The 25787-nt window shown below is 62.7% G+C and carries 25 protein-coding genes and 1 other annotated feature; of the genes, 16 read left to right on the top strand and 9 right to left on the bottom strand.

The features are described from left to right. Positions 1–6: 6 nt before the first annotated feature. Complete coding sequence (locus LCM4573_RS22540; RefSeq protein ID WP_071008663.1) at positions 7–885, bottom strand: alpha/beta fold hydrolase; 879 nt, start codon at positions 883–885, stop codon at positions 7–9. Positions 886–1095: 210 nt separating this feature from the next. Here LCM4573_RS22540 and LCM4573_RS22545 point away from each other — a divergent pair, with 210 nt between their 5' ends. The 3 genes from LCM4573_RS22545 to LCM4573_RS22555 all read left to right on the top strand — a co-directional run bounded on the left by LCM4573_RS22545 (position 1096) and on the right by LCM4573_RS22555 (position 5344). After that, positions 1096–3225, top strand: a complete 2130-nt coding sequence (locus tag LCM4573_RS22545) for a methyl-accepting chemotaxis protein (protein ID WP_244505399.1) — start codon at positions 1096–1098, stop codon at positions 3223–3225. Between the two features lie 92 nt (positions 3226–3317). Next, positions 3318–3638, top strand: coding sequence for a DUF1236 domain-containing protein (locus LCM4573_RS22550; protein ID WP_071008664.1), 321 nt, complete (start codon positions 3318–3320; stop codon positions 3636–3638). Between the two features lie 92 nt (positions 3639–3730). Further along, positions 3731–3788, top strand: a sequence feature (sul1 is cis-regulatory element that is thought to sense ions involved in sulfur or methionine metabolism; They are found in Alphaproteobacteria). A gap of 68 nt (positions 3789–3856) precedes the next feature. Further along, on the top strand, positions 3857–5344 hold the full coding sequence (locus LCM4573_RS22555) for a SulP family inorganic anion transporter (RefSeq protein WP_071008665.1): 1488 nt from the start codon (positions 3857–3859) through the stop codon (positions 5342–5344). 64 nt (positions 5345–5408) lie between these two features. Here the strand turns inward: LCM4573_RS22555 and LCM4573_RS22560 are convergent, their stop codons facing one another. After that, positions 5409–6593: a hypothetical protein gene (locus LCM4573_RS22560; RefSeq protein ID WP_071008666.1), complete on the bottom strand. Its 1185-nt coding sequence runs from the start codon at positions 6591–6593 to the stop codon at positions 5409–5411. A gap of 212 nt (positions 6594–6805) precedes the next feature. Here LCM4573_RS22560 and parC point away from each other — a divergent pair, with 212 nt between their 5' ends. Next, positions 6806–9064, top strand: a complete 2259-nt coding sequence (gene parC, locus LCM4573_RS22565; RefSeq protein WP_071008667.1) for a DNA topoisomerase IV subunit A — start codon at positions 6806–6808, stop codon at positions 9062–9064. Here the strand turns inward: parC and LCM4573_RS22570 are convergent, their stop codons facing one another. The 5 genes from LCM4573_RS22570 to LCM4573_RS22590 all read right to left on the bottom strand — a co-directional run bounded on the left by LCM4573_RS22570 (position 9065) and on the right by LCM4573_RS22590 (position 12885). Continuing rightward, positions 9065–9955, bottom strand: a complete 891-nt coding sequence (locus LCM4573_RS22570; RefSeq protein ID WP_071008668.1) for a DMT family transporter — start codon at positions 9953–9955, stop codon at positions 9065–9067. Between the two features lie 6 nt (positions 9956–9961). Continuing rightward, positions 9962–10723 carry an arginyltransferase gene (locus LCM4573_RS22575; protein WP_071008669.1) on the bottom strand — a complete coding sequence of 254 codons (762 nt, stop codon included), beginning with the start codon at positions 10721–10723 and terminating at the stop codon, positions 9962–9964. A gap of 142 nt (positions 10724–10865) precedes the next feature. After that, positions 10866–11324, bottom strand: coding sequence for an RDD family protein (locus tag LCM4573_RS22580; protein ID WP_071008670.1), 459 nt, complete (start codon positions 11322–11324; stop codon positions 10866–10868). A gap of 59 nt (positions 11325–11383) precedes the next feature. Beyond that, positions 11384–12397 carry a porphobilinogen synthase gene (gene hemB / locus LCM4573_RS22585; protein WP_071008671.1) on the bottom strand — a complete coding sequence of 338 codons (1014 nt, stop codon included), beginning with the start codon at positions 12395–12397 and terminating at the stop codon, positions 11384–11386. Between the two features lie 107 nt (positions 12398–12504). Beyond that, positions 12505–12885, bottom strand: a complete 381-nt coding sequence (locus LCM4573_RS22590) for a cupin domain-containing protein (protein WP_071008672.1) — start codon at positions 12883–12885, stop codon at positions 12505–12507. Positions 12886–13010: 125 nt separating this feature from the next. Here LCM4573_RS22590 and LCM4573_RS22595 point away from each other — a divergent pair, with 125 nt between their 5' ends. The 7 genes from LCM4573_RS22595 to LCM4573_RS22630 all read left to right on the top strand — a co-directional run bounded on the left by LCM4573_RS22595 (position 13011) and on the right by LCM4573_RS22630 (position 19589). Beyond that, on the top strand, positions 13011–13448 hold the full coding sequence (locus LCM4573_RS22595; protein ID WP_071008673.1) for a DUF6163 family protein: 438 nt from the start codon (positions 13011–13013) through the stop codon (positions 13446–13448). A 231-nt stretch (positions 13449–13679) separates the two neighbouring features. Continuing rightward, the gene (gene ldtR, locus LCM4573_RS22600) at positions 13680–14192 is read left to right on the top strand and encodes a transcriptional regulator LdtR (RefSeq protein WP_046793039.1); all 513 of its coding nucleotides are present in this window, start codon (positions 13680–13682) and stop codon (positions 14190–14192) included. Between the two features lie 373 nt (positions 14193–14565). Then, entirely contained in the window at positions 14566–15891 is a 1326-nt protein-coding gene (locus LCM4573_RS22610; RefSeq protein ID WP_071009206.1) for a murein L,D-transpeptidase, read from the top strand. 179 nt (positions 15892–16070) lie between these two features. Next, positions 16071–17360 (top strand): serine hydroxymethyltransferase, encoded by a 1290-nt coding sequence (gene glyA, locus LCM4573_RS22615; RefSeq protein ID WP_071008675.1) that lies wholly within the window; start codon positions 16071–16073, stop codon positions 17358–17360. A gap of 39 nt (positions 17361–17399) precedes the next feature. Then, on the top strand, positions 17400–17879 hold the full coding sequence (gene nrdR / locus LCM4573_RS22620) for a transcriptional regulator NrdR (RefSeq protein ID WP_046792820.1): 480 nt from the start codon (positions 17400–17402) through the stop codon (positions 17877–17879). Between the two features lie 4 nt (positions 17880–17883). Next, positions 17884–18975, top strand: a complete 1092-nt coding sequence (ribD, locus tag LCM4573_RS22625; protein WP_071008676.1) for a bifunctional diaminohydroxyphosphoribosylaminopyrimidine deaminase/5-amino-6-(5-phosphoribosylamino)uracil reductase RibD — start codon at positions 17884–17886, stop codon at positions 18973–18975. Continuing rightward, positions 18975–19589, top strand: a complete 615-nt coding sequence (locus LCM4573_RS22630; RefSeq protein ID WP_071008677.1) for a riboflavin synthase — start codon at positions 18975–18977, stop codon at positions 19587–19589. Before ribD ends, LCM4573_RS22630 begins: the two co-directional genes overlap by 1 nt. A gap of 3 nt (positions 19590–19592) precedes the next feature. Here the strand turns inward: LCM4573_RS22630 and LCM4573_RS22635 are convergent, their stop codons facing one another. Beyond that, complete coding sequence (locus tag LCM4573_RS22635; protein WP_071008678.1) at positions 19593–20135, bottom strand: GNAT family N-acetyltransferase; 543 nt, start codon at positions 20133–20135, stop codon at positions 19593–19595. Between the two features lie 116 nt (positions 20136–20251). On the opposite strand from LCM4573_RS22635, the gene mqo reads away from it, so the two are divergent. Beyond that, positions 20252–21964, top strand: a complete 1713-nt coding sequence (gene mqo, locus LCM4573_RS22640; protein WP_071008679.1) for a malate dehydrogenase (quinone) — start codon at positions 20252–20254, stop codon at positions 21962–21964. 52 nt (positions 21965–22016) lie between these two features. Here the strand turns inward: mqo and LCM4573_RS22645 are convergent, their stop codons facing one another. Beyond that, on the bottom strand, positions 22017–22301 hold the full coding sequence (locus LCM4573_RS22645) for an acylphosphatase (protein ID WP_071008680.1): 285 nt from the start codon (positions 22299–22301) through the stop codon (positions 22017–22019). Between the two features lie 303 nt (positions 22302–22604). Between LCM4573_RS22645 and LCM4573_RS22650 the strand changes: the two genes are divergently transcribed. The 4 genes from LCM4573_RS22650 (at position 22605) to LCM4573_RS22665 (ending at position 25687) form a co-directional block, all read left to right on the top strand. Further along, positions 22605–22892, top strand: a complete 288-nt coding sequence (locus LCM4573_RS22650; protein ID WP_071009207.1) for a GIY-YIG nuclease family protein — start codon at positions 22605–22607, stop codon at positions 22890–22892. Positions 22893–23514: 622 nt separating this feature from the next. After that, positions 23515–23970 carry a 6,7-dimethyl-8-ribityllumazine synthase gene (ribH, locus tag LCM4573_RS22655; RefSeq protein ID WP_071008681.1) on the top strand — a complete coding sequence of 152 codons (456 nt, stop codon included), beginning with the start codon at positions 23515–23517 and terminating at the stop codon, positions 23968–23970. 4 nt (positions 23971–23974) lie between these two features. After that, complete coding sequence (nusB, locus tag LCM4573_RS22660) at positions 23975–24454, top strand: transcription antitermination factor NusB (RefSeq protein WP_071009208.1); 480 nt, start codon at positions 23975–23977, stop codon at positions 24452–24454. A gap of 45 nt (positions 24455–24499) precedes the next feature. Then, a complete protein-coding gene (locus LCM4573_RS22665; RefSeq protein ID WP_071009209.1) occupies positions 24500–25687 on the top strand; it encodes an MFS transporter in 1188 nt (395 codons plus the stop codon). Positions 25688–25787: the final 100 nt, after the last annotated feature.

Genomic DNA, 25787 nt, shown 5'->3' on the forward strand with positions numbered 1-25787 from the left:
AGGGCGCTATCCAGCGTCCTCCCGTTTCTTTTGGGTACGCCCGATGAAATCCCGCATGAGGGGCGCTGCCGGAGCCGAATGCGTCTCCAGCAGCAGGTGGCCGGCGTCCAGGATATGGGCTTCCATTCTTGGCAGGTCCCGCATCCAGGACAGGGTCTCCTCAAGCTCGAAATAGGGATCGTGCCTTCCCCAGATCATCAGGGCAGGTGGCTGCCGGCGCCTCAGATATTCGGCGAGAGTGTCGAACCGGGCGATATAGTTCCCATAGTCCCTGAGCAGCGCGAGCTGTGTCTCCATCCGGCCGGGCAGGCACATCACCCGCCAGTCCTCCTCCCACCTTTCAGGCGATATGCGGGCCGCAAGGTCCGGTGGCACATGCGCGATATACTGGTCGCGCGTGCCCTCGAATGTCAGATGCGCCGTTGCCGCCGCCGTGTTTTCCGGGGTGGGGTGAGCCCAGAAGGCCTTGGTTTCCGCCCATCCGGGACCGTGGCCGGTCAGATAGGCGTTTGCGTTCTGAACGATAAGGCCGAGGACCTTTTCCGGCGCCTGCATGGCGATGTGGAAGCCGACGGGTGCCCCGTAGTCATGCAGGTAGATATAACGTGGCTCAATCGCCAGATGGTCCATGAGTTCCGAGATGGCGCCGCCGAAGGCGGCAAACGAGACTGTCGGCAGAACGTCGGACTCGCCGAACCCGGGCAAGTCGGGCGCGATCAGGTAGGCGTCCTTCGATAGTTCCGACATGACGTCCTCGAACATCCGCGCGGAATTCGGAAGTCCATGCAGAAGCAGCACGGCGGGCCTGGACGCCTCGCCCGCGGCGAGAAAGGATAACTCCGCGCCGTTGGACAGACGATATCGCTGCCGGGTCACAGTGCCCATGTCCGGTCTCCTCTCCTGATCCATCTGATCGCCCAAATTCGCAAGCGCGGGTAACGTTCCAGGGGATGCTACTCATACTGGCGTACGCCCTCAACGCCGGAGATTGTGCGGCCGCTGAAAATGTCACGGAAATTTCGTCTTCGGTTGAGCTTTGTTTAAGGCCTTCAGAGGCAGTTGTGGCTTCGATTTTCGAATAAGCGGAGTTGGATATTGTCTCTCTTTTCCAATCTCAGGATTTCCCATCGCGTCATGATGCTGGCCGTCGTGGCGCTCGCCGGCATCCTCGCCATCGCGGCGATTTTCTTCGGGCAGCGCCGGGTCGAAGCCGAGTTCCGCGCCGCAGCCGATCACCTGACGCAGCGCGAGGCGGATGTCGCCCGCATGAGCGCCGGGCTTCGCGACAGCCTGCTCTGGGAACAGGATTTTCTCCTGAACAAGGATCTTGCCTCGGTCGGCAAATTCAAGGCTGCTGTCGGGGAGGCGCGCACTGTGCTGGATGCCCTGCAGGCCTCCGCCGATGAGAGGCTCGCCGCCGACCTTGATCGCCTGGCGAGAGGCCTCGACAGCTACGAGGCGGATTTTGAGCTGCTTGTGCGCAACAACGAGGAATTGGGGCTCGATCAGGATGGCGGGTTGGAAGGCGCCATGCGCGGAGCCGTCCATTCCATCGAGGGTCAGCTTCAGAGCGTCGAAGATGCGGAAATCCGCGCCAGCATGCTGATGATGCGCCGTCACGAGAAGGATTTCATCCTGAGGCGCGATCCCTCCTATATGGAGAAACATTCGGGCGAGGCCGAGAGCTTCACCGCTCTGGTCAAGAAGGCTTTCCGCCCCGGTGCGCAGCGCACCCGCGTTCTCGATGCGCTCGAGGTCTACCGGAGCGCCTTCCGGTTCTATGCGGAAGCGAGCCTGCGGGACGCCGAAGCGCGGCTCAAGGTCTCGGCGGGCTATCGCGCCATCGAGCCGGTCGTGGCGAACGTCCTGGCAAGCAATGCAGCGGAGAAAGCCGCGACCCTTGCGGAAAACCAGAAGGTCGCGGAGCGCAATCTTCTGATCGTCGCCGGCTTGCTGATCGGTGCCGTCGCCATTCTTCTCGCCGGCGTCTGGGTGATCGGCAGGTCGATCACCCGTCCCATCCTGGCGGTAACCGGTGCGATGCGCCGGCTTGCCGGCGGCGAACTCGACATTGCGGTACCGGCGCGCGGGCAGCGCAACGAATTCGGGGCCATGGCCAATGCGCTCGAGGTCTTCCAGCAATCGGCGCTCGCCAACCGCCGCCTGGAAGAGGAGGCCGCGGAAGTGCGCGTAAGAGCCGAAAGCGAGCGCCTGCGCATGCAGGCGGCGGCGGAAGCGGATGCCCGGGAAAAGCTCGTTCAGGCGACCGGCGGCCTTGCCGCCGGTTTGCGCCGCCTGGCCGAGGGAGACCTGTCCTTCCAGTTGACGGAACCCTTCGCACCCGATTTCGAGGCGCTTCGCGCCGACCTCAACCAGACGCTCCGCCAGCTTGCGGGCGTCATGCGTGAGATCGTCGGCTCAAGCCAGTCGATCGACGGCGGCAGCCGGGAAATCAGCCAGAGCGTCGGCGATCTGGCGCGCCGGACCGAAAGCCAGGCCGCCTCGCTGGAGGAGGCTGCGGCGGCACTTGATGAGATCACCGCGAATGTGGCGAGCGCGGCGGAACGCGCCCGCGAAGCCCGCGAGGCGGCAAGGCAGGCGGATGAAAGCGCGGCGCGCACCAGCACTCTCGTCGGAGAGACCGTCAGCGCCATGCAGCGCATCGAGCAGTCCTCGGAACGGATCTCCAGCATCATCGGCGTGATCGATGGCATTGCTTTCCAGACGAACCTCCTGGCTCTCAATGCCGGCGTAGAGGCCGCGCGGGCGGGGGAGGCCGGTCGCGGCTTCGCTGTGGTCGCTCACGAGGTCAGGGAGCTGGCGCAGCGTTCGGCCGCTGCTGCCCGCGAGATCAAGCAACTCATTCAGGGCTCGGCGGCGGAGGTGAAGGAGGGTGTCCGCTCGGTGCGCGATACTGGCGTGGCGCTGGAGGAGATCAGCACCCGTATCCGCTCGATCAACACGCAGATGGAAGCGATTGCGCTTGCCGCGCGCGAACAGTCGCTCGGCCTCGGAGAGGTGAACACCGCCGTCAATACCATGGAGCAGGGCACCCAGCGCAATGCGGCCATGGTAGAAGAGAACAATGCCGCCAGCGCCATGCTGGCGGAACAGGCGGCCCACTTGCGCGAACTGGTCTCGATGTTCCGGCTGGAGGCTGAGGCGCCGGCCCTGGCGGAAAGGATCGTTAAGCCTCTCCCGCGCGTCGCCAATGGCCGTCCGTGACTGCGCGGAAGAGCCATGGCCGAAAATGGTCTTGGGGAACTTTCTCCGCGGGCGGAGGTTCGGACGCCAGCAGAAGCGTGAGGAGAAAGAAGATGCGCAAGACACTGTTGGCCGCTGCGGCGCTGATGACCCTTTCGGGCATCGCCTATGCCCAGACGACGGTTATTACCAAGGATCCGGCCGTCACCGGCTCGACCACGGTCACCCTGCCGGGCGAAGTCCGGACCTACATCATGGAGCACGAGGTTCCCTCGGTCGCCTACGAGGGCGAAGTCGTTGTCGGCTCGACGCTGCCTGATTCCGTGGAAATCCACCAGGTGGAGGGCCATAACGACTACGCCTACACGGTGGTCAACGAGCGCCGCGTGGTCGTCAATCCTCAGACCCGTGCCGTCATCCAGGTTCTGGAGTGATCCGAGCGGAGCGCAGGTCGAACCTCCTGCCTGCGCTCCGGCCCGCAAAAGGTTGCGCCCCCGCATCATCCCCTTTATAGAACGGCTACTCACAAGGACCTGGGTGAGATTCCCGGGTGGCTCTTCTGGCCGCCGATCCGCCAGACAACGCAAGGCATCGATAGATCCACAGCCGCGACCTTACCCGGCCGATGCGTCCTTTTGCGAAAAATCCAGATATGAACCGTCTTTCCATTTACAAGCGCGAATGGTTTTCCAACATTCGTGCCGATATTCTTTCAGGCATCGTCGTCGCCCTCGCTCTCATTCCCGAAGCGATCGGCTTTTCGGTCATCGCCGGCGTCGATCCCAAGGTCGGCCTGTTCGCCTCCTTCGCGATCGCCTGCGTTTCGGCCTTCACGGGCGGCCGGCCGGGCATGATCTCCGCAGCAACGGCTGCCACGGCCGTGCTGATGGTCACGCTGGTCCGCGATCATGGGCTGCAGTATCTTTTCGCCGCCACGCTGCTGATGGGCCTTCTGCAGATACTGGCGGGCTTCGCCAAGCTCGGCCGCGTCATGCGCTTCGTCTCCAAATCGGTAATGACCGGCTTCGTGAATGCGCTGGCGATCCTCATCTTCATGGCGCAGCTGCCGGAATTGATCGGCGTGCCCGTAAAGACCTATGTCATGATCGCTGCGGGTCTCGCGATCATTTATCTCTTTCCGCGCGTCACAAAGGCCATTCCGTCGCCTTTGGTCGCGATCGCGGTTCTCACCGGCGTTTCGGTCTTTCTCGGCATGGATATCCGCACCGTCGGCGATCTCGGCGAATTGCCGTCGGCGCTGCCTGTTTTCGCGTTGCCGGCCGTTCCGCTGACCTGGGAAACGCTGCAGATCATCTTCCCCTATTCGCTGGCGCTTGCCGCTGTGGGCCTGCTCGAATCCCTGCTGACGGCCAAGATCGTCGACGACATGACCGATACGACAAGTAACAAGAGTCAGGAATGTGTGGGGCAGGGCCTCGGCAACATCGCCTCCAGCCTGATCGGCGGCATGGGTGGCTGTGCCATGATCGGCCAGTCGGTCATCAATGTTTCGTCGGGCGGCCGCGGAAGGCTTTCCACCTTCGTGGCTGGGGCGTTCCTGCTCTTCCTCATCCTGGTGCTGGATGATCTCGTCCGCATCATCCCGATGGCCGCTCTGGTGGCGGTGATGATCATGGTCTCGATCGGCACCTTCTCGTGGCGCTCGATCCGTGACCTTCGCCATAATCCGCTGCCGTCCTCAATCGTCATGCTGGCGACGGTCATCACCGTCGTGGCGACCCACGACCTCGCCAAGGGCGTGCTCGTCGGCGTGCTTCTTTCGGGCGTCTTCTTCGCCGGCAAGGTCGCGCGCCTGTTCCATGTCCGCTCGGAATCCACCGAAGATGGAACCACGCGCATCTATCACGTGGATGGACAGATATTCTTCGCCTCGACCGAAAGCCTCGTGAAGTCCTTCGATTTCGAGGAGGCCGTGAAGAAGGTCGTGATCGACGTCACCGAAGCCCATTTATGGGATATCTCGGCCGTTGGCGCCCTTGATGACGTCGTGCTGAAATTCCGCCGTCGCGGCGTCGAGGTCACCGTGCGCGGCGTCAACGAGGCGAGCGCCAGCATGATCGACCGCTTCGCTCTGCACGACAAGGAACATGCGGCTTTCGCGCCATCCACCGGCCATTGAAAAAAGAAAGCCCCCGCAAGTGATTGCGGGGGCTTATTGATTCAAACTCTCTGGCAGAGGCAGCCTATTCGTTCGCCGTTACCGTGACGCCGAGGACCTCCGGCAGAGTGTTCGGCGCACCCATCGCCGCTCCCATGATCATCGGGAAGGGGACCGGTTTTTCCGGCTTCGCGCTGATCGTCAGTTTTTGCGGATTGTCGATATAGGTGTTGATCGCCGAGCTCACCATGTTCTGCAGCGCGGGCACGTTCAGCTGCGCCAGCATAAGCGGCGCCATGGCCTTCACCATCTGCGCCATGTCCTTGCCGGAGACGCCCTGCTGCTTGCCGGCAAAGTCGAGCGCGCGCCCGGTGATGCCGGCATCCTCGAAACGGATTTCGGCGCTGTTGAAGGTAAGCTGCTGCATCAGCCCCAGCATGGCGAGGTTCGCCGCCTGCTGGGCCTCCTCCTTGTTGGGGTTTGCCTCCATGGCCGCTGTCGTTTCCTGAACGGATTTCAGGAACTGGAGCGTGTAGCCGGAGAAGCTGAAGGGGAAATCGAGCTTGCCGACATTGGCGAAATCCACCGTGTATTCGGTGATCTCGAGCGTGCCCGGCGCGAGTTCCCAGCGGCCTGCCAGGTTCACTTTGCCGTCGAGCGTGGTAACTCGAAGCTCATTGACGGCCTCTTRCGTCTTGGCATCCGGAAGCGTGGAGAGGTCGGCCTTCAGGCCGGTCATCTCTCCGCTGAACTGGATCGATGATTTGTCCGCGGGGATCGTCGAGTTGAATTCCGTTCGGGCGACGGAAAAGAGATTTTTTCCATCGAGGCTGACATTCAGCGGGCCCATACGGAAGTCTTCATAAAGCAGCAGGGTGTCGAGCGATTCGCCCGTCGCTTCGGCCGGAATGGAGACACCGCTGATGGAGATGTCCGACACGGTTACGACGGTCTTGTCCTCGCTGAAGTTGATGTTCGGGAACGTGACCGTTTCGATGCGGTAGCCGCCATCGGCTTCTTCCACGTCTTCCAGCGTGATATCGCCGAGCGGCAGGCTTTCGGGACCGCCGGTTGGCTGGAAGGCCGCGCCCGTCAGCGTCACGTTCGAGCCCTGCACATCGACCGAGCGGGCGGTAACCGCGCCGCCCTGCAGCTTCATGGCCGCATTGAGCTTGTTGAGAAGGTCGTTTCCATCCAGCGCGAAGGCGGGACCGGAAAGAATGCTGAAGGCCGCGCCGGCAAGCAGGAGCCGGGCCGTGTTGGAATACATCTTGAATTCCTCCTGGCGGGCGCTGCCCGCGTGTCATATAGGAAGGCGACCTTATATAGGCGGCCTCGAACAGGTCCAGTTCTTTGTTCCCGCCAAAGGTCGCAGTTAAATGTGACGGCGATGGGAAGCGCGAGCCGCGGAACCGCCTTTCATCCACAGTATGATCCCCCGCAATTCTTGCCGGGAATCAGGCTTTCCGATAGTCAAGGCCCATGGGACAAAATCTTACGCCTCCGCCCGGCGGTGAGGGTGGCGACAATATTCTTCCGGTCGACCTCAAGGCAGCGCTCGAGGAGCGTTACCTTTCCTATGCGCTCTCCACCATCACGCAGCGCGCCCTGCCGGATGTGCGCGACGGGCTGAAGCCGGTCCACCGCCGCATCGTCTACGCCATGAGCGAGATGGGTCTTCGCCCGAATGCCGCATTCCGCAAATGCGCCAAGATCGTCGGCGAGGTGATGGGTAACTACCATCCCCATGGCGATCAGTCGATTTACGATGCGCTGGCGCGCCTCGCGCAGGATTTCTCGCTGCGCTATCCGCTCGTCAACGGCCAGGGGAACTTCGGCAATATCGACGGCGATAGCCCCGCCGCCATGCGTTACACCGAGTCCAAGATGACCGACGTCGCCGAGCTCCTGCTCGAGGGCATCGATCAGGATGCGGTGGACTTCCGCGATACCTACGACGAATCCAATTCCGAGCCGGTCGTGCTGCCGGGCGCCTTTCCGAACCTCCTGGCGAACGGCTCGTCGGGCATCGCAGTCGGCATGGCGACCTCCATCCCGCCGCACAATGCTCATGAGCTATGCGACGCGGCGCTGCACCTCATCAAGCATCCGGATGCGACGGTCGAAAAACTGGTGGAGTTCGTGCCCGGTCCGGACCTGCCGACCGGCGGCATCATCATCGACAGCCGTGAGCAGATCATCGAATCCTACAAGACCGGCCGCGGCGGGTTCCGCGTGCGCGCCAAGTGGGAGACGGAGGATCTTGGCCGCGGCGGTTATCAGATCGTCGTCACCGAAATCCCCTTCCAGGTTCAGAAGTCGCGGCTGATCGAGAAGATCGCCGAACTGCTGATCGCCCGCAAGCTGCCGCTCCTGGAAGATATTCGCGACGAGTCTGCCGAAGATATCCGTATCGTGCTGGTGCCGAAGAGCCGCACGGTCGACGCGACGCTTCTGATGGAATCGCTCTTCAAGCTGACCGAGCTTGAAAGCCGTATCCCCCTCAACATGAATGTGCTCTCGCTGGGGCGCGTGCCGAAGGTGATGGGCCTCGGTGAAGTGCTGATCGAGTGGCTGGCACACCGCAAGGACGTGTTGGTCCGCCGTTCGCGTCATCGTCTCGCGGCGATCGACCGGCGTCTGGAAATCCTCGGCGGCCTGCTTGTCGCCTATCTTAACATCGATGAGGTGATCCGCATCATCCGCGAGGAGGACGAGCCGAAGCCGGTGATGATGGAGCGCTGGTCGCTCACAGACATTCAGGTCGAGGCGATCCTCAACATGCGGCTGCGCGCCTTGCGCAAGCTCGAGGAATTCGAAATCCGCACCGAGCACGACAACCTCACCAAGGAGAAGGCGGATATCGAAGCGCTGCTCGCTTCCGACGACAAGCAGTGGCGGGTGATCGAGGTCGAGATACAGGACGTAAAGAAGAAATACGCCAAGGCGACCGAGCTCGGCCGTCGCCGCACACAGTTCGCCGAGGCGCCGGATGCCGATATCGAGGCCATCCAGCAGGCGATGATCGAGAAGGAGCCGATCACCGTCGTCATCTCGGAGAAGGGCTGGATTCGCGCGCTGAAGGGGCACATCTCCGATACGGCCGCGCTCACCTTCAAGGAAGGYGACGCCCTGAAGCTCGCTTTCCCGGCGCAGACGACCGACAAGCTGCTGCTCGTCACCACCGGCGGCAAGGTCTACACGCTCGGCGGCGACAAGCTTCCCGGCGGCCGGGGCCACGGCGAGCCCGTCCGCATCATGGTCGACATGGAGAACGATCAGGATATCCTGACCGCCTTCGTGCATGACCCGTCCCGCAAGGTCGTGGTGGCCTCCACCGCCGGCTATGGCTTCATCGTGGCCGAGAGCGAGATGATCGCCAACACCCGCAAGGGCAAGCAGGTCATGAATGTCGTGATGCCCGATGAGGCGAAGCTTGTCGTTCCGGTAACGGGCGACCATGTCGCCGTCGTCGGCGAAAACCGCAAGATGCTGGTCTTCCCGCTCGCGCAGCTTCCGGAGATGACGCGCGGCAAGGGCGTGCGCCTGCAGCGCTACAAGGATGGCGGCATCTCCGACATCAAGTGCTTTGCGATGGCCGACGGCCTTTCCTGGGAAGACAGTGCCGGCCGCTCCTTCACGCGCAACAAGGACGAGCTCCTGGAATGGATGGGCGACCGAGCCGCCGCCGGCCGCGTCGTTCCGAAGGGTTTCCCGAGAAGCGGCAAGTTCGCGGGATGATTAGGTGCAAGCTGGCGGCGCCGGTGCAACGGTGCTGCCGTTTGTCGTCCGCCGCATCTGCCACACCGAATAGCCGATAAGCGCAAGGATGAGAATTGCGCCGCCGAGAAGCGTTCGCGCGGCCGGCACCTCGGCAAAGATCATCCACACCCAGATCGGCGCGAGGATGGTTTCGAGCAGGTAGAACATGCCGACTTCCGGGCCGGAGAGATAGCGCGGGCCGGTCGCGAGACACCAGAAGGCGAGCGGGATCATCACGGCGCCGTCGAAGGCGACCCAGAATGGCRCCTCCACGGAAAAGCCGTTTGTTGCCACGAAGAAGAGGCTGGTGAGCGCCGGAAGGGCGGTCGCCACCAGCGGCACGAAGCCCATTTCGATGCGCGTCGCCCGCCCGATGGTGATGGCGCCTGCAAGCAGCAGCGATGTCAGCGCCGCCAGCGCGTCGCCGAGGAGATGTCCGCCCGCCATGCCGCCGGAGACGATAAGCCCGACACCCATCAGCATCAGCAGCATGGTGACGAGCGTGGAGATCGAGGGCGCCTCGCGCAGGAAAAGCCAGCCGAGCAGCGCGGCGAACATCGGCGTGAAGGCGACGATGAACACCACGTTGGCGGTTGCCGTATGGAAGACCGCGCCGAGGAAGGTCATGGTAGAAAGTCCGTAGCAGAGGCCGGCGAGCAGCCCCGCCTTGCCCGGCAGCAACGGCGGCCGCGCCGAACTGAAGCGGCGGATGACGAACCACAGGAGCAGGCTTGCGGCGAAGGTGACGGCGCTGCGAAGCGCGATCGTGGACCAGAGTTCGCCATGGCCGAGCCGCACCAGCGGCACGTCGAAGGAGAGCGCGAGCCCGCCGATCGTGGTGAGCACGAGGCCCTTCTTGTGGTCGTTCATGAGTTGTCAGTCTTCCCTGGCGGCGTCGAAACGTTCCCAGCCGCGCGGCGTTAGGTGCTCCTGCGGCTGGAAGCGGGTCTTGTAGCCCATTTTCGCCGACCCCTTCACCCAGTATCCGAGATAGACATGCGGCAGGCCGAGCGTCCTGGTGCGGTTGATGTGGTCGAGGATCATGAACGTGCCGAGCGAGCGACTCTCGGCCTCGGGATTGAAGAAGGAATAGACCATCGAAAGCCCGTCGCTCATCATGTCGGTGAGCGCGACGGCGAGCAGTTCCCCGCGCGGCTGTTCGCTGATGCCCGAGCCCGGCTGGCGAAGGCGGTATTCGATCACCCGAGTGTTGACGTGCGTGTCCTCCACCATGATCGCATAGTCGAGCGCCGACATGTCCGACATGCCGCCCCGCTGGTGCCGTTCGTCCAGATAGCTCCGGAAGAGCGAGAACTGTTCGGTGGAAGGCTGCGCCGGATAGACGGTGGCGATAATGTCGCGATTATCGGAAAGCACCCGCCGCATAGAGCGGGTGGGGCGGAAGTCGTTGGCGAGGATACGCACGGAAACGCAGGCCCGGCAGGCCTCGCAGGCCGGACGATAGGCGATGTTCTGGGAACGCCGGAAGCCGCCCTGCGTCAAGAGGTCGTTCATCTCGGCTGCGCGCGGGCCGACGAGATGGGTGAAAACCTTGCGCTCCATTTCGCCGGGGAGGTAGGGACACGCTGCCGGAGCCGTCAGATAGAACTGCGGTGAAGGCGTCGTCTGGGTGTTCATCGCGTCGCGACCGGTCCCGTCTATGTCACATACTGTTCATACCATGGCGCAGAATGGAAAAAGGTCAACCATGCCCTTTAGGGGACGGTGGCCCCTGCACGAATATTTCCGGGCCGAGCCTCGGCGGGACCCGGAGGCCGGATCAGTTCGTGCGTACCATCACGGTGCCGAGCAGCAGGTCATGGACGAGCCGCGAGCGCTCGAGGAAGAGGCCGGCCAGCAGGATCAGCGGCGTCAGCACCGAATTGAAGATCCAGAAGAGCACCATGTGCACCACGGCGGTGAGGAAATCCATGGGACGTCCGTCCACGCGCATCAGTGCTATGCCCATGACGCGCATACCGGGGGTGGCCTGGCTCGGCCCGCCGAGCGTCAGGCCGAAATAGAGCAGTGCCACGACCACGTAGAGCACCGGATAGAGGAACCAGCCGAGCCCGAGCGTGATGATGCCCAGGAAGAAGACCACCACGGCGGCGGGAATCCACAAGAGCCCCACGATCAGATAGTCGATGATGAAAGCGAACACCCGGCGGGAAAGAACGCCGCTATAGGCGCGCCAGTCCTCCGGTGCGGTATAGGCGGGGTTCGGGTCGAGGCTCATCGTCGCATATCTCCGTTTATCGATCGGAATATGGGAAGAAGTGCCCCCATCCGCAAGGTTCAGCCGCCCTTTGCCAGTTTCTTCGCCACATCCACGGCGAAATAGGTAAGGATGCCGTCGCAGCCGGCCCGCTTGAAACAGAGCAGCGTCTCCATCATGATCCGCTCGCCGTCGATCCAGCCGTTCATAGCGGCTGCCTTGATCTGCGTGTATTCGCCCGAAACCTGATAGGCGAAGACCGGCAGGCCGAAGGCTTCCTTGATGCGCCAGCAGATGTCGAGATAGGCGATGCCGGGCTTCACCATCAGCATGTCGGCGCCTTCCTCCACATCGAGGGCGGCATCGCGCAGCGCTTCCGTGCCGTTGGCGGGGCTGATGTAATAGCTGTTCTTGTCGCCCTTCAGGAGGCCGCTTGTGTTGATCGCCTCGCGATAGGGCCCGTAGAAGCCGGAGGAGAATTTCGTCGCATAGGACATGATGCCGACATTCTGGTGGCCGGCGGCGTCGAGCCCGCGGCGGATCGCGCCGATGCGGCCGTCCATCATTTCCGAAGGCGCGATGATGTCGGCGCCCGCATCCGCCTGCAYGACGGCCGCCCTGACGACCTGGTCCACCGTCTCGTCGTTGACGATTTCGCCGTCGCGCAGGATGCCGTCATGGCCGTGGCTGGTGAAGGGGTCGAGCGCCACGTCGGTGATGATGCCGATGTTCGGCACGGCCTTCTTGATCGCCGCGGTCGCCTTGTTGATGAGATTGTCGGCGACAAGGCTGTTGGAGCCGGTCTCGTCGCGCAGCTCCATTTCGATGTCCGGGAAGGTCGCGATCGCAGGAATGCCGAGATCGGCCGCTTCCTTCACTGCCTCCACCGCCTTGTCGATGCTCATGCGGCTGACGCCCGGCATGGCGGCGATCGGATCGACGATCCCGGTGCCCGGAACGATAAAGATCGGCCAGATGAGGTCGTCCACTGTCAGCCGGTTCTCCTGCACCATCCGCCGCGTCCAGTCTGCCTTGCGGTTGCGCCGCATGCGGCGATGGCCGGTGATCTCGTCCACCAGGTGCGTCTTGTCCATGGAACTGCCTCATCATTTGAATACGTCGTTCCGCTCCATATCACGCAGCCGGCCGCTTTGCGAATGCGCGCGATCGCCGCAAGCCCGGCGGCCGGAGCGGAACACGCTCAAATCCAGAGGTCGTTCTGCGCCGTGCGTTCTCCGCCTTCCTGGCCGGTGTTCAGCGTGCCCCGGGGCTCGATCAGCATCATCCTCACTTCCTTTTCGGCAAAAGGCTTGTGCTGGACGCCCTTCGGCACCACGAACATTTCCCCAGGCCGCACATGGACGCTGCCGTCGCGGAAATCGATCCGCAGCGTTCCTTCGAGCACGATGAAGGTCTCGTCCGTATCGGGATGATCGTGCCAGATGAAGTCTCCCTCGATGCGAACCAGCTTGAACTGGTAATCGTTCATCTCGGCCACGACGCGCGGCTGCCAGAGGTCTGGAATGCGCCCCAGCTTCTCGGCGAGGTTGATTGACATCTGCGAAGTCTTGCTATTGCTCATATCTGCTCCTTCTGTCGGCGCTGATGCCTAGCAGGCCGGAAGAAGAAGCTCTTGAACGATCGTGCAGGCTGCCCGGCACTCATCCAGCACTGGCGATCGGCGGGCATGGCGGATAGTGTGTGGACATGGAACCTGATTCACCTACCGTGCCGAAGCGCACGCTGACGGAGATCCTTTTCGTCATCTTCCTCAGGCTGGTGGCCGTCGCCTGCTTCTGGTTCGGCCTGCAATACTGGGGCATGCTGGTGGRCTATTCGCTGAACGGCCAGGCTCGTTTCGATCTGCTCAACCTTCCATGGAAGGTAGCGGCCTCCTCGCTTGCCGTTCTCTTCCCGGTCGCCTCGCTCGGCCTCTGGCTTGCCGTATCGTGGGGGCCGGTGCTCTGGGCGCTTGCCGCTCTCTCCCAGCTTCTGATGTATCATATGTGGCCGGAGATCTTCGGCCAGAACATGCTCGTGTCGCTCACGCACGGTCTCGTCGCGCTCGTCTACGTGCTTTTCCGGCTCGTTCTGTGGCTCGAGGAGCGCCGCAAGGCCGAGCGGGTAAGAATTGATTTACCTTGAACCTAAAGCTTTCGCGCCGGAATTTGGCTCGGAAATTACCCCTAAGTTATTGAAAAACAAAGATTGGAACTTTGCCGGGCGGGGAGGGGCATCCCCGGTCCGGTCGCGGTGAAAATCCGTTAATATCTCGTTAAGTATATGTTTTAATTCGAATTTTAAGCGCATTCGATAGGGTCTGTCTCAAGGCGGAAGAAAAAAGAAACCGCCAAACGAAACAGTGAGGCAGTCATGATGAACACGAAACTGAAGCCGCAGGCTCCGGCCGTTGCTGATCCGCATGAAGAAACCATCCGCTCCCTCTATATGGAGTCGCTGCATCTGGTGGAACGTCTCCACCGCCGCCTTCTGGATGTCATCAAGGACGAGTTCGACCGCCAGGGTCGCGACGACGTCAACGCCGTCCAGGCGCTGCTCCTCTTCAACATCGGCAATTCGGAACTGACGGCAGGCGAGCTGCGCTCCCGCGGCTATTATCTCGGCTCCAACGTTTCCTATAACGTCAAGAAGCTCGTCGATCTCGGTCTCATCAACCATCAGCGCTCGCGCATCGATCGCCGCTCGGTCCGCATCAGCCTGACGCCGGCCGGCCAGGATATCGCCGAAACCGTGGCCAGGCTCTATGAGCGCCACATCGGCTCGATCGAAAAGGTCGGCGGCATCGGCGAGGGCGAGTTCGCGCAGATGAACAAGCTCCTGCAGCGCCTCGACCGCTTCTGGAACGATCAGATCCTCTACCGCCTGTAATGACAAAACCCGCGCCGGCCTCATCCACGGGAAAGGCGCCGGGTAAAAAGACCTCCAGAGCGAGCCGGATGCGTCCCCTGCGCATCCGGTTTTCGCCGTTCTTGAATGCCGGCCGGCGTGCGCGCCCGGCATTCGCCGAGACGGCCGGAAAGAGCAAAAAAGTCACACCCATACACGCGAACGTGACGCGCCGGGCACCTGACACGAATTGGCCATATTGCTATGGGACCGGCAAGATTGAACAGCCGGCGAAATCGCACTTTTGAAGCGTTGCGTTCGATCGAGAGACGGACGGCCGGCGGCGCCGGTTGCGCGTTTGTTAACCATATTCCCGTAGGCTTGGAAGAATGCTCGGGACCAGATGGGTAGTATGATGTCGAAGAAGATCGGAACTGAAGCTATTTCCCGCCGCTCGCTGCTGCGTTCGGCCGTCTCCGCCGGGGCTGCCGCGCTTGCCGCGCCGGCGCTTGCGCAATCGGCTCTCGACGATCTCATCAACGCGCCGCGCCGCGGCACCTGGGACGACCAGTTCGACGCCAAGGTTTCCCGTTCGGCCGTCAGCGTCGTCTCCAACAATCCGGTTCTCGGCCCCTCGGGTCCCGCCAATATTCAGCAGGCGATCATGGATTACCAGATGATCGTCTCCAACGGCGGCTGGCCGCAGGTCAATCCGGCCCAGACGCTGCGCATCGGCGCCGTCGATCCGGCCGTTCAGCAGCTTCGCCAGCGCCTGGCGATTTCCGGCGACCTCGATCGCTCCGCGGGCATGTCCAGCGCCTTCGACAGCTACGTCGATGGCGCCGTCAAGCGCTTCCAGGCCCGCCATGGCCTGCCGGCAGATGGCGTGATGGGCGAATACACGTTGAAGGCCATGAACATTCCGGCCGATACGCGCCTGCGCCAGCTCGAGACCAATCTCGTGCGCCTGCAGTCCATGTCCGGCGATCTCGGACCCCGCTATGTCATGGTCAACATTCCGGCAGCCTATATCGAGGCCGTCGAGAACGACCGCGTCGCACTGCGCAACAGCGCTGTCGTCGGCCGTATCGATCGCCCGACTCACGCCATCAACTCGAAGATCTACGAAGTCATCCTCAATCCCTACTGGACCGCGCCGCGCTCGATCGTCGAGAAGGACATCGTGCCGCTGATGCGCAAGGATCCGACCTACCTCACCCGCAACAACATCCGCCTGATCGACGGCAGGGGCCAGGAAGTGGCTCCGGAGACGGTCGACTGGTTCGCCCCCAAGGCGCCGAACCTGATGTTCCGGCAGGACCCCGGCAAGATCAACGCCATGGCCTCGACGAAGATCAACTTCCATAACCCGAACAACGAATACATGCACGACACGCCCCAGCAGGGCCTGTTCAACAAGCTGATGCGCTTCGAATCCTCGGGCTGCATCCGCGTGCAGAACGTTCGCGATCTCATCACCTGGCTTCTGCGCGACACGCCCGGCTGGTCGCGCCAGGAGATCGAACGGGTGATCTCGACGCGCCAGAACAATCCGATCAAGCTGGCGCAGGAAGTGCCGGTCTATATCGTCTACGTCACGGCATGGTCCGCCAAGGATCGCGTCGTGCAGTTCCGCGACGATATTTACCAGCGTGACGGCAACCAGGAACTGGCGCTCCAGACCACCACCGGCATCGAGCAGCCGGCCGGTTCTGTCGAGGAAGATTTCCTGCCGCAATAAGATCGCCGCAGCCAGCCAAGCCATCCAAAGCCGCATCGTAAAAGGTGCGGCTTTTTCGTCCGCGAGCTTGTTGCCCGCGCGTTCCAGCGAGCAAATGTCGTTCCCCGTATTGCTCTGAGAAGGCCGTAAGGTTAAGACGCGTTTCTCACGCTTTCCCTTGCCTCCGAGGAGCTCAGCCTATGTCGAACACCGACGCATTCTTTTCTCGTCCGCTTGCAGAATCCGACCCGGAAATCTTTGGCGCGATCGAGAAGGAACTCGGTCGCCAACGTCATGAGATCGAGCTGATCGCCTCCGAGAACATCGTCTCGCGCGCCGTGCTCGAAGCGCAGGGCTCGATCATGACGAACAAGTATGCCGAAGGCTATCCGGGCAAGCGCTATTACGGCGGCTGCCAGTTCGTCGATATCGCCGAGGAACTGGCGATCGAGCGCGCCAAGAAGCTCTTCGGCGTCGATTTCGTCAACGTCCAGCCGAACTCGGGTTCGCAGATGAACCAGGCGGTCTTCCTGGCGCTCCTGCAGCCGGGCGATACCTTCATGGGCCTCGACCTCAATTCGGGCGGCCACCTGACCCACGGTTCGCCGGTCAACATGTCCGGCAAGTGGTTCAATGTCGTTTCCTACGGCGTTCGCGAAGGCGATCACCTGCTCGATATGGATGACGTCGCCGAGAAGGCGCTGAAGCACAAGCCGAAGCTCATCATCGCCGGCGGCACGGCCTATTCCCGCATCTGGGACTGGAAGCGCTTCCGCGAGATCGCCGATTCGGTCGGGGCGTACCTCATGGTCGACATGGCCCATATCGCCGGTCTCGTCGCCGGTGGCCAGCATCCGTCTCCGTTCCCCCATTGCCATGTCGCGACCACCACGACCCACAAGTCGCTCCGCGGTCCGCGCGGCGGCGTCGTCATGACCAATGACGAGGATATCGCCAAGAAGATCAACTCGGCGGTCTTCCCCGGTCTCCAGGGCGGTCCGCTGATGCACATCATCGCCGCCAAGGCGGTCGCCTTCGGCGAAGCGCTGCAGCCGGAGTTCAAGGAATACGCCGCGCAGATCGTCAAGAACGCCAAGACGCTCGCCGCGACCCTGATCGAAGGCGGTCTCGATATCGTCTCGGGCGGCACCGACAACCACCTGATGCTGGTGGACCTGCGCAAGAAGAACGCCACCGGCAAGCGCGCCGAGGCTGCCCTTGGTCGCGCCTACGTCACCTGCAACAAGAACGGCATCCCCTTCGATCCGGAAAAGCCCTTCGTCACCTCCGGCGTCCGTCTCGGTACGCCGGCCGGCACGACCCGCGGCTTCAAGGAAGCCGAGTTCGCCGAGATCGGCCGTCTCATCGTCGAAGTACTGGATGGCCTCAAGGTCGCCAATTCCGACGAGGGCAACGCTGCCGTCGAGGCCGCTGTACGGGAGAAGGTCGTGAAGCTCACCGACCGCTTCCCCATGTATCCCTATATGTAAGCCTGAAAAGTAAGCCTGAGAGGCTCTTGAGGAGAGGCAATGCGCTGCCCCTATTGCGGTTCGGAAGATACGCAGGTCAAGGATTCGCGCCCGGCGGAGGATTCCACCTCCATCCGCCGGCGGCGCATCTGCCCGGATTGCGGCGGCCGCTTCACCACGTTCGAGCGGGTGCAGCTCCGCGAGCTGATGGTCACCAAGAAGACCGGCCGCAAGGTTCCCTTTGACCGCAACAAGCTGGTGCGCTCCTTCCAGATCGCGCTGCGCAAGCGGCCTGTCGATAACGACCGCATCGAGCGGGCCGTTTCCGGCATCGTCCGCAGGCTCGAAAGCTCCGGCGAGAACGAGATTTCCTCGGAGGAAATCGGCCTGCAGGTTCTGGAAGCGCTGAAGAGCCTCGATGACGTGGCCTTCGTGCGCTATGCCTCGGTCTATCGCGATTTCTCCCATGCGGAGGATTTCGAGAAGGTCATTCAGGAAATCAACGCCAAGATCGCCCGCGATACGGGCGGGGAGCCCTGACGCGATGGGCGGCGCGCCCGAGGACCGGGAGTTCATGGCGGCCGCCATCCGGCTGTCGCGCCGCAATATCGGGCTCACCGGCACCAACCCTTCCGTCGGCTGCGTCATCGTCAAGGACGGCGTGATCGTCGGCGAGGCGGTGACTGCGCCGGGCGGTCGTCCCCACGCGGAAACCCAGGCGCTGGCGATCGCCGGCGAGGCGGCCCGCGGCGCCACCGCTTATGTCACGCTCGAACCCTGCTCCCATCACGGCAAGACGCCGCCCTGCGCCAATGCGCTGGTGGCCGCCGGTGTGGCCCGCGTCGTCGTTGCGGTCACCGATCCGGACCCGCGCGTTTCCGGCCGCGGCCTTGCGATCTTGAGCGAGGCCGGCATCGAGGTGGAAACCGGCCTGCTGGAGGAGGAGGGGAGCCGCGCGCTCGCCGGCTACCTCATGCGACAGACGAAGGGCCGGCCTCATGTGACTCTGAAGCTTGCTGTTTCCGCCGACGGCATGCTCGGCAGGCGGGGCGAGGAGGTGGCGATCACCGGTCCCGAGGTCCGCGAGGCGGTTCATCGCCTGCGCGCCCAGTCGGATACGATCCTGGTCGGCATCGGCACCGCGCTGGCGGACGATCCCGAGCTCACCGTCCGGCTTCCTGGGCTCGAAGATCGGTCGCCCGTCCGCATCGTGCTCGACCGCCGGCTGGAACTGCCTGTCGATTCCAAACTGGTAAAGACGGCGAAGGCCGTGCCGGTGGTGGCCGTGATGTTATCCCCCTCTGCCGCAGAGGAGGGAGGGGTCGATACCAAACGGACCAAATTGGCCGAGGCCGGCGTCGAAATTCTCGATGCCCCCGATCTCCGGGCTCTCCTAACCACGCTTGCCGCCCGCGGCATGTCCTCGCTGCTGGTGGAAGGCGGGGCCGTCACGGCAAGCGCCTTCCTCGATGCCGAGTTGGTGGACCGCATTCTCCTGTTCCAGAGTCCCGAGGCGCTGGGCGAGGGCGGGCTTGAATCCCCGCTGACGCCATCCGATATGCCATCGGCATTCAGGCTCGTGGGCGAGGGCGTCTACGGCCGCGATCGCGCATTCGATTACGAAAGGGTTTCCTGATGTTCACCGGAATTGTCACCGATGTCGGCACTGTCGAGAAACTGACGCCGATGGACGAGGGCCTGAAGCTCCGGATCGCCACCAATTACGATCCGAAGACCATCGACATGGGGGCATCGATCGCCCATGCCGGCGTGTGCCTGACCGTGACCGGTCTGCCGCAGGACGGCAGCAACGAACGCTGGTTCGAGGTCGAGGCCTGGGAAGAGGCCCTGCGGCTCACCACCATCGCGACCTGGGCCGAAGGCACCCGCGTCAATCTGGAGCGCCCGTTAAAGGTTGGCGACGAGCTCGGCGGCCACATCGTCTCCGGCCATGTGGACGACAAGGCGGAAATCCTCTCGGTCGAGTTCGAAGGAGAGGCCGTCCGCATCCGGCTTCGCGCACCGGAGCATCTTGCCCGCTTCGTCGCGCCCAAGGGCTCCGTCGCGCTCGACGGCACCTCGCTCACGGTGAACGCCGTGGATGGCGCGAATTTCGACGTGCTTCTCATCCGCCATACGCTTGCCGTCACCACCTGGGGCGAGCGCAAGGCGGGCGATTTCGTCAATTTCGAGGTGGATACCATGGCGCGTTATGCCGCGCGCCTTGCCGAGTTTCCCGCGAAGGTCTGACTACTAAGCCGCCTGCGATCCCGATGCATTCTCGCGGCTGAGAACGACGATCGGGCCGTGATAGTCGCTGCGGGCGAACTCGCGGAAACCGAATTTGGAGGCGACGCGCAGCGAAGCCTCGTTTTCGGGGCTGATGATGCAGGTCATCCGCCGGTCCGGAAAATGCGTTTCCGCCCAGGCGACGAGCGCGCCCACCGCCTCCGTCGCATATCCCTTGCCGTGGGCTGAGGGAATGAGCGCCCAGCCCGTCTCCAGCGTGCCTTCGATGGAAGGCTCGAAGCCGCGGCGCATGTCCTGGAAGCCTGCCTCGCCCAGGAATCGGCCGGTTGCCTTTTCCTCGATCGCCAGAAAACCGAATCCCATCAGGTGCCACATGCCGTTGACGCGCAGCATCCGCCCCCAGGCCCCCTCGCGGGTCATCGGAACGCCGGTGATGAAGCGGACGACCTCGGGCATGGCCCAGAATTCCGCATAGGCGTCGAAATCCTCCAGCCGGTGCGCTCTCAGGATCAGCCTTCCGGTTTCGAGCGTGGGTATGCCTGCCATTGTCCCGGAACCCTCCATGCGGGGTGACACGGTGCCCCATGCGGACTTGTCACCCTCCTGCCTTGCCCTTATAGACCCAAATTGGGAGGATCTATAACCAACTTTTAAGGTGAGCGATGCCTTCCGAAAACAAGAGCGTCCACACGCATCTCGGGCTTTCTCGTGATTTCGCGATGAGCCGCCGGCAACTTCTCGGCTCTGCCGCCACCGGCGCTGCCGCCGCCGCTCTCAGCCTCCCCGCACTGCCGAGCTGGGCAGCTCCCGAGGAAAAAGCGGTCGATGTCCTCCTTATCGGCGGCGGCATCATGAGCGCCACGCTCGGCGTCCTGCTGAGAGAGCTGGAGCCCTCCTGGACGATCGAGATGATCGAGCGGCTGGATGACGTGGCGCTGGAAAGCTCCAACGGCTGGAACAATGCCGGTACCGGCCATTCGGCGCTCGCCGAGCTCAATTACACGCCCGAAGACGTGAACGGCAATGTCCAGATCGGCAGGGCGGTGGAGATCAATGAAGCGTTTCAGATCTCCCGCCAGTTCTTCGCCCATCAGATGGATATGGGCGTCCTGAAGGAGCCACGCTCCTTCATCAACTCCACGCCGCATATGAGCTTCGTCTGGGGAGACGAGAATGTCGCGTTCCTGCAAAAGCGCCACGAGGCGCTGAAGGGGAGCGCGCTCTTCTCCGGAATGCGCTTCTCCACCGATCATGACGAGATCGCCGAATGGGTGCCGCTCATGATCGAGGGCCGCGATCCGTCGCAGAGGATCGCCGCCACCTGGAGCCCGCTCGGGACCGATGTGAATTTCGGTGAGATCACCCGCCAATATGTCGGGCATCTGAAACAGCAGCCCACTTTCAAACTGCACACCTCGTCGGAAGTGCGGGATATCCGCCGCAACGACGACGGCACCTGGAGCGTCAGCTACGTCGATACGAAGGACGGCTCGCAGAAGGGCACTACCAGGGCGAAGTTCCTGTTCCTCGGCGCCGGCGGCGCCGCTCTGCCGCTGCTTCAGATGTCGGGCATTCCCGAGGGGGATGATTATGCGGGCTTCCCCGTGGGCGGGTCGTTCCTCGTCTGCGAACGGCCGGAGATCGTGAACAGGCATCTCGCCAAGGCCTATGGCCAGGCGTCCGTCGGCGCGCCGCCGATGTCGGTCCCGCATCTCGATACCCGCATGCTCGACGGCAAGCGGGTGATCCTTTTCGGACCCTTCGCCACCTTCTCGACCAAGTTCCTGAAGGACGGTTCCTATTTCGATCTGCCGGCCTCCGTCACGCTCGAAAACATCTGGCCGATGCTGAAGGTCGGCATGGACGAGTTTGGTCTTGTCCAATACCTGGCCGGACAGTTGATGATGTCCGATGAGGATCATCTGACGGCGCTGCGCGAATATTTCCCGCAGGCCAATGCCGAGGATTGGCGCCTGTGGCAGGCCGGCCAGCGCGTGCAGATCATCAAGCGCGATGCGGAAAAGGGCGGCGTCCTGAAGCTGGGCACGGAAATCGTGGCGTCCGGGGATGGCAGCATCGCCGCGCTGCTCGGTGCTTCGCCGGGCGCGTCCACCGCGGCACCCATCATGCTGGATGTGCTCAAGAAGGTTTTCCCGGAGCGGCTCGCAACGCCCGAATGGCAGGAAAAGGTCCGCAGGATCGTTCCGAGCTACGGTATGAAGCTCAATGAAAATCCGGAGATCCTTGCGAGAGAATGGGCCGCCACCAGCGAACGGCTGCAACTGGCCATCGCTCCGCCCGCCATCGATACGTCCGCTCTGGGAGCTCCCGCGCCGGCTGGCGAGGTTCCCCGCGTTCCGGACATGGCGCTTTAGGGCCGTCAGCCCCGAAACTCCTTGAGAAAACGCGGCCTGCTTCGGCAGGCCGTCAGCCGGTGATGCGGAATTCGCTCGGCATCTCGGCAGGGGCGGCCGGTTGCGTTTCCACGCTGGAAACCGAGGCGGCCGGCGGCCCGCGCCGCAAGCGTTCGATCATGGCCGCGACAGCGGCCTTCGGGCCGGCGATCAGGGCGGCCACTGAACCATCCGCTTCGTTGCGAACCCAGCCGGTGAGGCCGAGCCGCACCGCCTCGTTACGCGTCCAGACACGAAAGCTGACGCCCTGCACCCTGCCTGTTACCCGCGCCAGCACGGCTTCATGATCGTCGGACATGAGCGTTTTCCCATCTGCCAATACCGTTGAGATGGAAACCCGGCAGATAGCGTCAAGGGTGGGGAATAGTTGGCGGGCCAGAGGGGCTGGGCGAGAAATAAACTCGATCGGTGAGCGAGGCACCAGCGTTGCCACGCACTCCCGTCATCCCTGTCCTCGGACTTGATCCGGGGATCAGTCACAGGGATCCAGCCGCCGCGCGTCTGCACGGCGAGAGGACTCCTTGAGTCACGCAGTGTCTACCTAACTGGAATAGGCCCATAAACCTTTGCGAGTATGTCGCTCTCATGCAATCATCGCCGCATGCGCTGTGGCTATGTCTACATCCTGGCATCGAAACGAAACGGCACGCTCTATACCGGCATGACCAGCGATCTTCCCGGCCGCCTCTATGAACATCAGAACGAGCTGACGCCGGGTTTCACCAGCCGCTACGGGGTCAAGACGCTGGTCTGGTTCGAAATCCATGATCTGGTGGTGGATGCCATCCGGCGGGAAAAGACCATCAAAAAATGGCCGAGAGCGTGGAAGCTCAATTTGATCGAAAGCGTCAATCCGGAATGGGAGGACATTTCTCCCTGGCTTCTATGAATTTCAAAGTGTCTTTTGCGCCCAAGGACTTGGTCGCGCTGGATCCCTGTGACAAGCACAGGGATGACGGAGGAAAGGGCGGTGCTCGAAGAAAGTTTCACCCTTCTTCATCCCCGCCCTTCAATTCTCCCCCATAATCCCTCTCGTCCCGTTTCGGCTGCACCGGAAAAGCATCGCCGGCGAGATGGGGCCGGTGCCCTTTCGGTCTGCTGGTGATGCAGGCGGATCGTCAGGGGCTGCGTAGAAAATGGTCCCCCTCTCGCCTGAAAGATGGCGGGGCGTGCGTGTGTCGCACACAACCCGGTATGGCAATCCGCAAGGACATAAGCCCATATCGCCGCAGAGGGACCGGAGTTGCGCGGAAAAACACACCGAACGGGACACGTCGCGTGTCACCTACAAAACTAAATACGAGACACCCGACGTGTCCCGGCCGAAACAAAGCAACCGAGATCGCCAAGGGAGGCGTTTGCCTGCTCGTCACCCTCGGGCAAGTGATCCCTGGATTAAATCCGAGGACGATCCGGGGACCCGGAGCCTAAAAACACTTGCCTTCCGTCTCGCGTCATGGTTTGACCCGGCATTTCAAGGGCCCGTTGCCCGTCAATCAGCAGGAATACCCATGCCCGCTACAAAGCCCCATCTCCTGATCGTCGAGGCTCGCTTCTACGACGACATGGCCGACGCGCTGCTCGAAGGCGCGACCGCAGCCCTCGAAGAAGCCGGTGCGACCTATGAGGTGGTGACCGTTCCCGGCGCACTGGAAATCCCGCCGGCGATCGCCATGGCGCTCGATGCGGCGGAAGAGGGCGGAACGGAGTATCATGGCTTCGTCGCGCTCGGCATGGTCATTCGCGGCGAAACCTATCATTTCGATATCGTCGCCAACGAATCCTCCCGCGCGCTGATGGATCTGGCGGTTTCGGAATCCCTGCCGATCGGCAACGGCATTCTGACGGTCGAGAATGACGAGCAGGCCTGGGCGCGCGCCCGCCGCTCGGATAAGGACAAGGGCGGCTTTGCCGCCCGTGCCGCGCTGACGATGATCGCGCTGCGCGAGAAGTTGAATGGTGGTTGAGAAAATGGCGAAAGACCCGGAACAGCCGGTCAGAACGGCCAATCAGCGCGGAGCGGCGCGCCTCGCCGCCGTGCAGGCGCTTTATCAGATGGATGTGGGCGGCACCGGCGTTTTGGAAGTGGTGGCCGAATACGAAGCCCACCGCCTCGGCCAGGAGCTCGACGGCGATACCTATCTGAAGGCGGACGCAGCCTGGTTCCGTTCGATCGTCTCCGGCGTCGTTCGCGATCAGACGAAGATCGACCCGCTGATCCGCTCGTCGCTGCAGGAGGACTGGCCGCTTTCGCGCCTCGATTSGACCCTGCGCGCCATCCTGCGCGCCGGCACGTTCGAAATCCTGGAGCGCAAGGACGTACCGGTCGCCGTCATCGTCACCGAATATGTCGAGATCGCCCGCGCCTTCTTCGAGGAAGAGCCGCCGCGCATCGTCAATGCAGTTCTCGACCGCATCGCCAAGCAGGTTCGCGGCGAAGCGAAGAAGTAAACCGAGGTAAAAGACGTGGACGCTGGGCTGGATCTTCAAACGCAGATGCGGACCGCCCGGCGCAGTGTCGCGCTTCTTGCGGGCGCTCAGGCGATTTTGGGCTCGATCGCGCCGCTCTCCATTTCTCTTGGTTCGCTTGCCGGCTACCAGCTTCTCGCCGAAGACAAGTCGCTTGCGACCGCGCCGATCACCGGATTCAACGTCGGCACCGCCTGCGGCGCGGTGGTGATCGCGATCGCATCGCGCTGGCTCGGCCGCAAGCAGGCCTTCATGCTCGGCAGCGTGATCGGCGTGCTTGGCGGAGCGGTCGCCGCGATCGCCCTGCTGCGCGGCGATTTCTGGCTGTTCGTTGCCGCACTCATCCTGATCGGTACCTGCGCAGGTTTTACCCAGAAGATTCGGTTCGCGGCGGCGGATGCCTCGCCTTCCTCCTATAAGCCCAAGGCGATCTCCTGGATTCTCGGTGCCGGCGTCGTTTCCGCAGTGCTCGGCCCGCAGATTGCCATCTGGGCCAAGGACATCCTGGCGCCCGTGACCTTCGCCGGTGCCTTCCTGGCAATCATCCCGCTCTGCATTGTCGCCCTCGGCATCCTGATATTTCTGAAGCTGCCGAAGCCTTCAACCTCATCTGCCCAGGCTCAACCCGCCCGACCGCTTGGTGAAATCGTGCTGACCCAGCGCTTCATGATCGGCATGATCTGCGGCATATGCACCTATGCGCTGATGACCTTCGTCATGACCGGCGCGCCGCTTGCAATGGTGATCGGCTGCGGTTTCCCGACCGAGATGGCGACGCTCGGCATTCAGTGGCACGTGCTCGCCATGTTTGGTCCGAGCTTCTTCACCGGCATGCTCATTACCCGTTTCAGCGCGGAAAAGGTGGTTGCCGCGGGCCTCGTCATCCTCATGGCTTGCGCCGTCGTGGCCCATATCGGCGTCGAATTGTGGAATTTCTGGTTGTCTCTCGTGCTTCTGGGTGTTGGCTGGAATTTCGGCTTCATCGGCTCCACCGCGATCGTCGCGTCCAGCTATCGCCCGCATGAAGCGGACAAGGTGCAGGGGTTCCACGATATCGTTCTGTTCGGCACCGTCGCCCTGTCGTCTTTTTCGTCCGGCAAGATTTTCATCGCCTATGGGTGGTCGTTCATCAATCTGGTCATCTGGCCCGTGACTATTCTCTGCCTCGTCCTCGTCCTGCTCCTCATCCGCAAGGGGCCTGCAAAAGCGGTCTGACCGGCCGTTCGCCGGGTCTTGTTCCCGGCGGGGCTTGACGCCAATTCATCTCCACCGCAATCTCGCGTTGCTCGGCAAGCCGTGAATCCTGGGAGGGGAG

This window comes from Rhizobium sp. LCM 4573 (assembly GCF_001854865.1).
GTDB lineage: Bacteria > Pseudomonadota > Alphaproteobacteria > Rhizobiales > Rhizobiaceae > Neorhizobium.

Excerpts from the sequence above, each read along its gene's own strand:
- LCM4573_RS22580 (WP_071008670.1), bottom strand. The coding sequence starts at position 11,324 with ATGAGCCTCGACCCGAACCCCGCCTATACCGCACCGGAGGACTGGCGC.
- LCM4573_RS22650 (WP_071009207.1), top strand. The coding sequence starts at position 22,605 with ATGCGCTGTGGCTATGTCTACATCCTGGCATCGAAACGAAACGGCACG.
- LCM4573_RS22630 (WP_071008677.1), top strand. The coding sequence starts at position 18,975 with ATGTTCACCGGAATTGTCACCGATGTCGGCACTGTCGAGAAACTGACG.
- LCM4573_RS22555 (WP_071008665.1), top strand. The coding sequence starts at position 3,857 with ATGAACCGTCTTTCCATTTACAAGCGCGAATGGTTTTCCAACATTCGT.
- LCM4573_RS22635 (WP_071008678.1), bottom strand. The coding sequence starts at position 20,135 with ATGGCAGGCATACCCACGCTCGAAACCGGAAGGCTGATCCTGAGAGCG.
- ribD (WP_071008676.1), top strand. The coding sequence starts at position 17,884 with ATGGGCGGCGCGCCCGAGGACCGGGAGTTCATGGCGGCCGCCATCCGG.
- LCM4573_RS22540 (WP_071008663.1), bottom strand. The coding sequence starts at position 885 with ATGGGCACTGTGACCCGGCAGCGATATCGTCTGTCCAACGGCGCGGAG.
- LCM4573_RS22610 (WP_071009206.1), top strand. The coding sequence starts at position 14,566 with ATGTCGAAGAAGATCGGAACTGAAGCTATTTCCCGCCGCTCGCTGCTG.
- ribH (WP_071008681.1), top strand. The coding sequence starts at position 23,515 with ATGCCCGCTACAAAGCCCCATCTCCTGATCGTCGAGGCTCGCTTCTAC.
- mqo (WP_071008679.1), top strand. The coding sequence starts at position 20,252 with ATGCCTTCCGAAAACAAGAGCGTCCACACGCATCTCGGGCTTTCTCGT.
- ldtR (WP_046793039.1), top strand. The coding sequence starts at position 13,680 with ATGAACACGAAACTGAAGCCGCAGGCTCCGGCCGTTGCTGATCCGCAT.
- glyA (WP_071008675.1), top strand. The coding sequence starts at position 16,071 with ATGTCGAACACCGACGCATTCTTTTCTCGTCCGCTTGCAGAATCCGAC.
- LCM4573_RS22665 (WP_071009209.1), top strand. The coding sequence starts at position 24,500 with ATGCGGACCGCCCGGCGCAGTGTCGCGCTTCTTGCGGGCGCTCAGGCG.
- LCM4573_RS22590 (WP_071008672.1), bottom strand. The coding sequence starts at position 12,885 with ATGAGCAATAGCAAGACTTCGCAGATGTCAATCAACCTCGCCGAGAAG.
- LCM4573_RS22645 (WP_071008680.1), bottom strand. The coding sequence starts at position 22,301 with ATGTCCGACGATCATGAAGCCGTGCTGGCGCGGGTAACAGGCAGGGTG.
- LCM4573_RS22575 (WP_071008669.1), bottom strand. The coding sequence starts at position 10,723 with ATGAACACCCAGACGACGCCTTCACCGCAGTTCTATCTGACGGCTCCG.
- LCM4573_RS22550 (WP_071008664.1), top strand. The coding sequence starts at position 3,318 with ATGCGCAAGACACTGTTGGCCGCTGCGGCGCTGATGACCCTTTCGGGC.
- nrdR (WP_046792820.1), top strand. The coding sequence starts at position 17,400 with ATGCGCTGCCCCTATTGCGGTTCGGAAGATACGCAGGTCAAGGATTCG.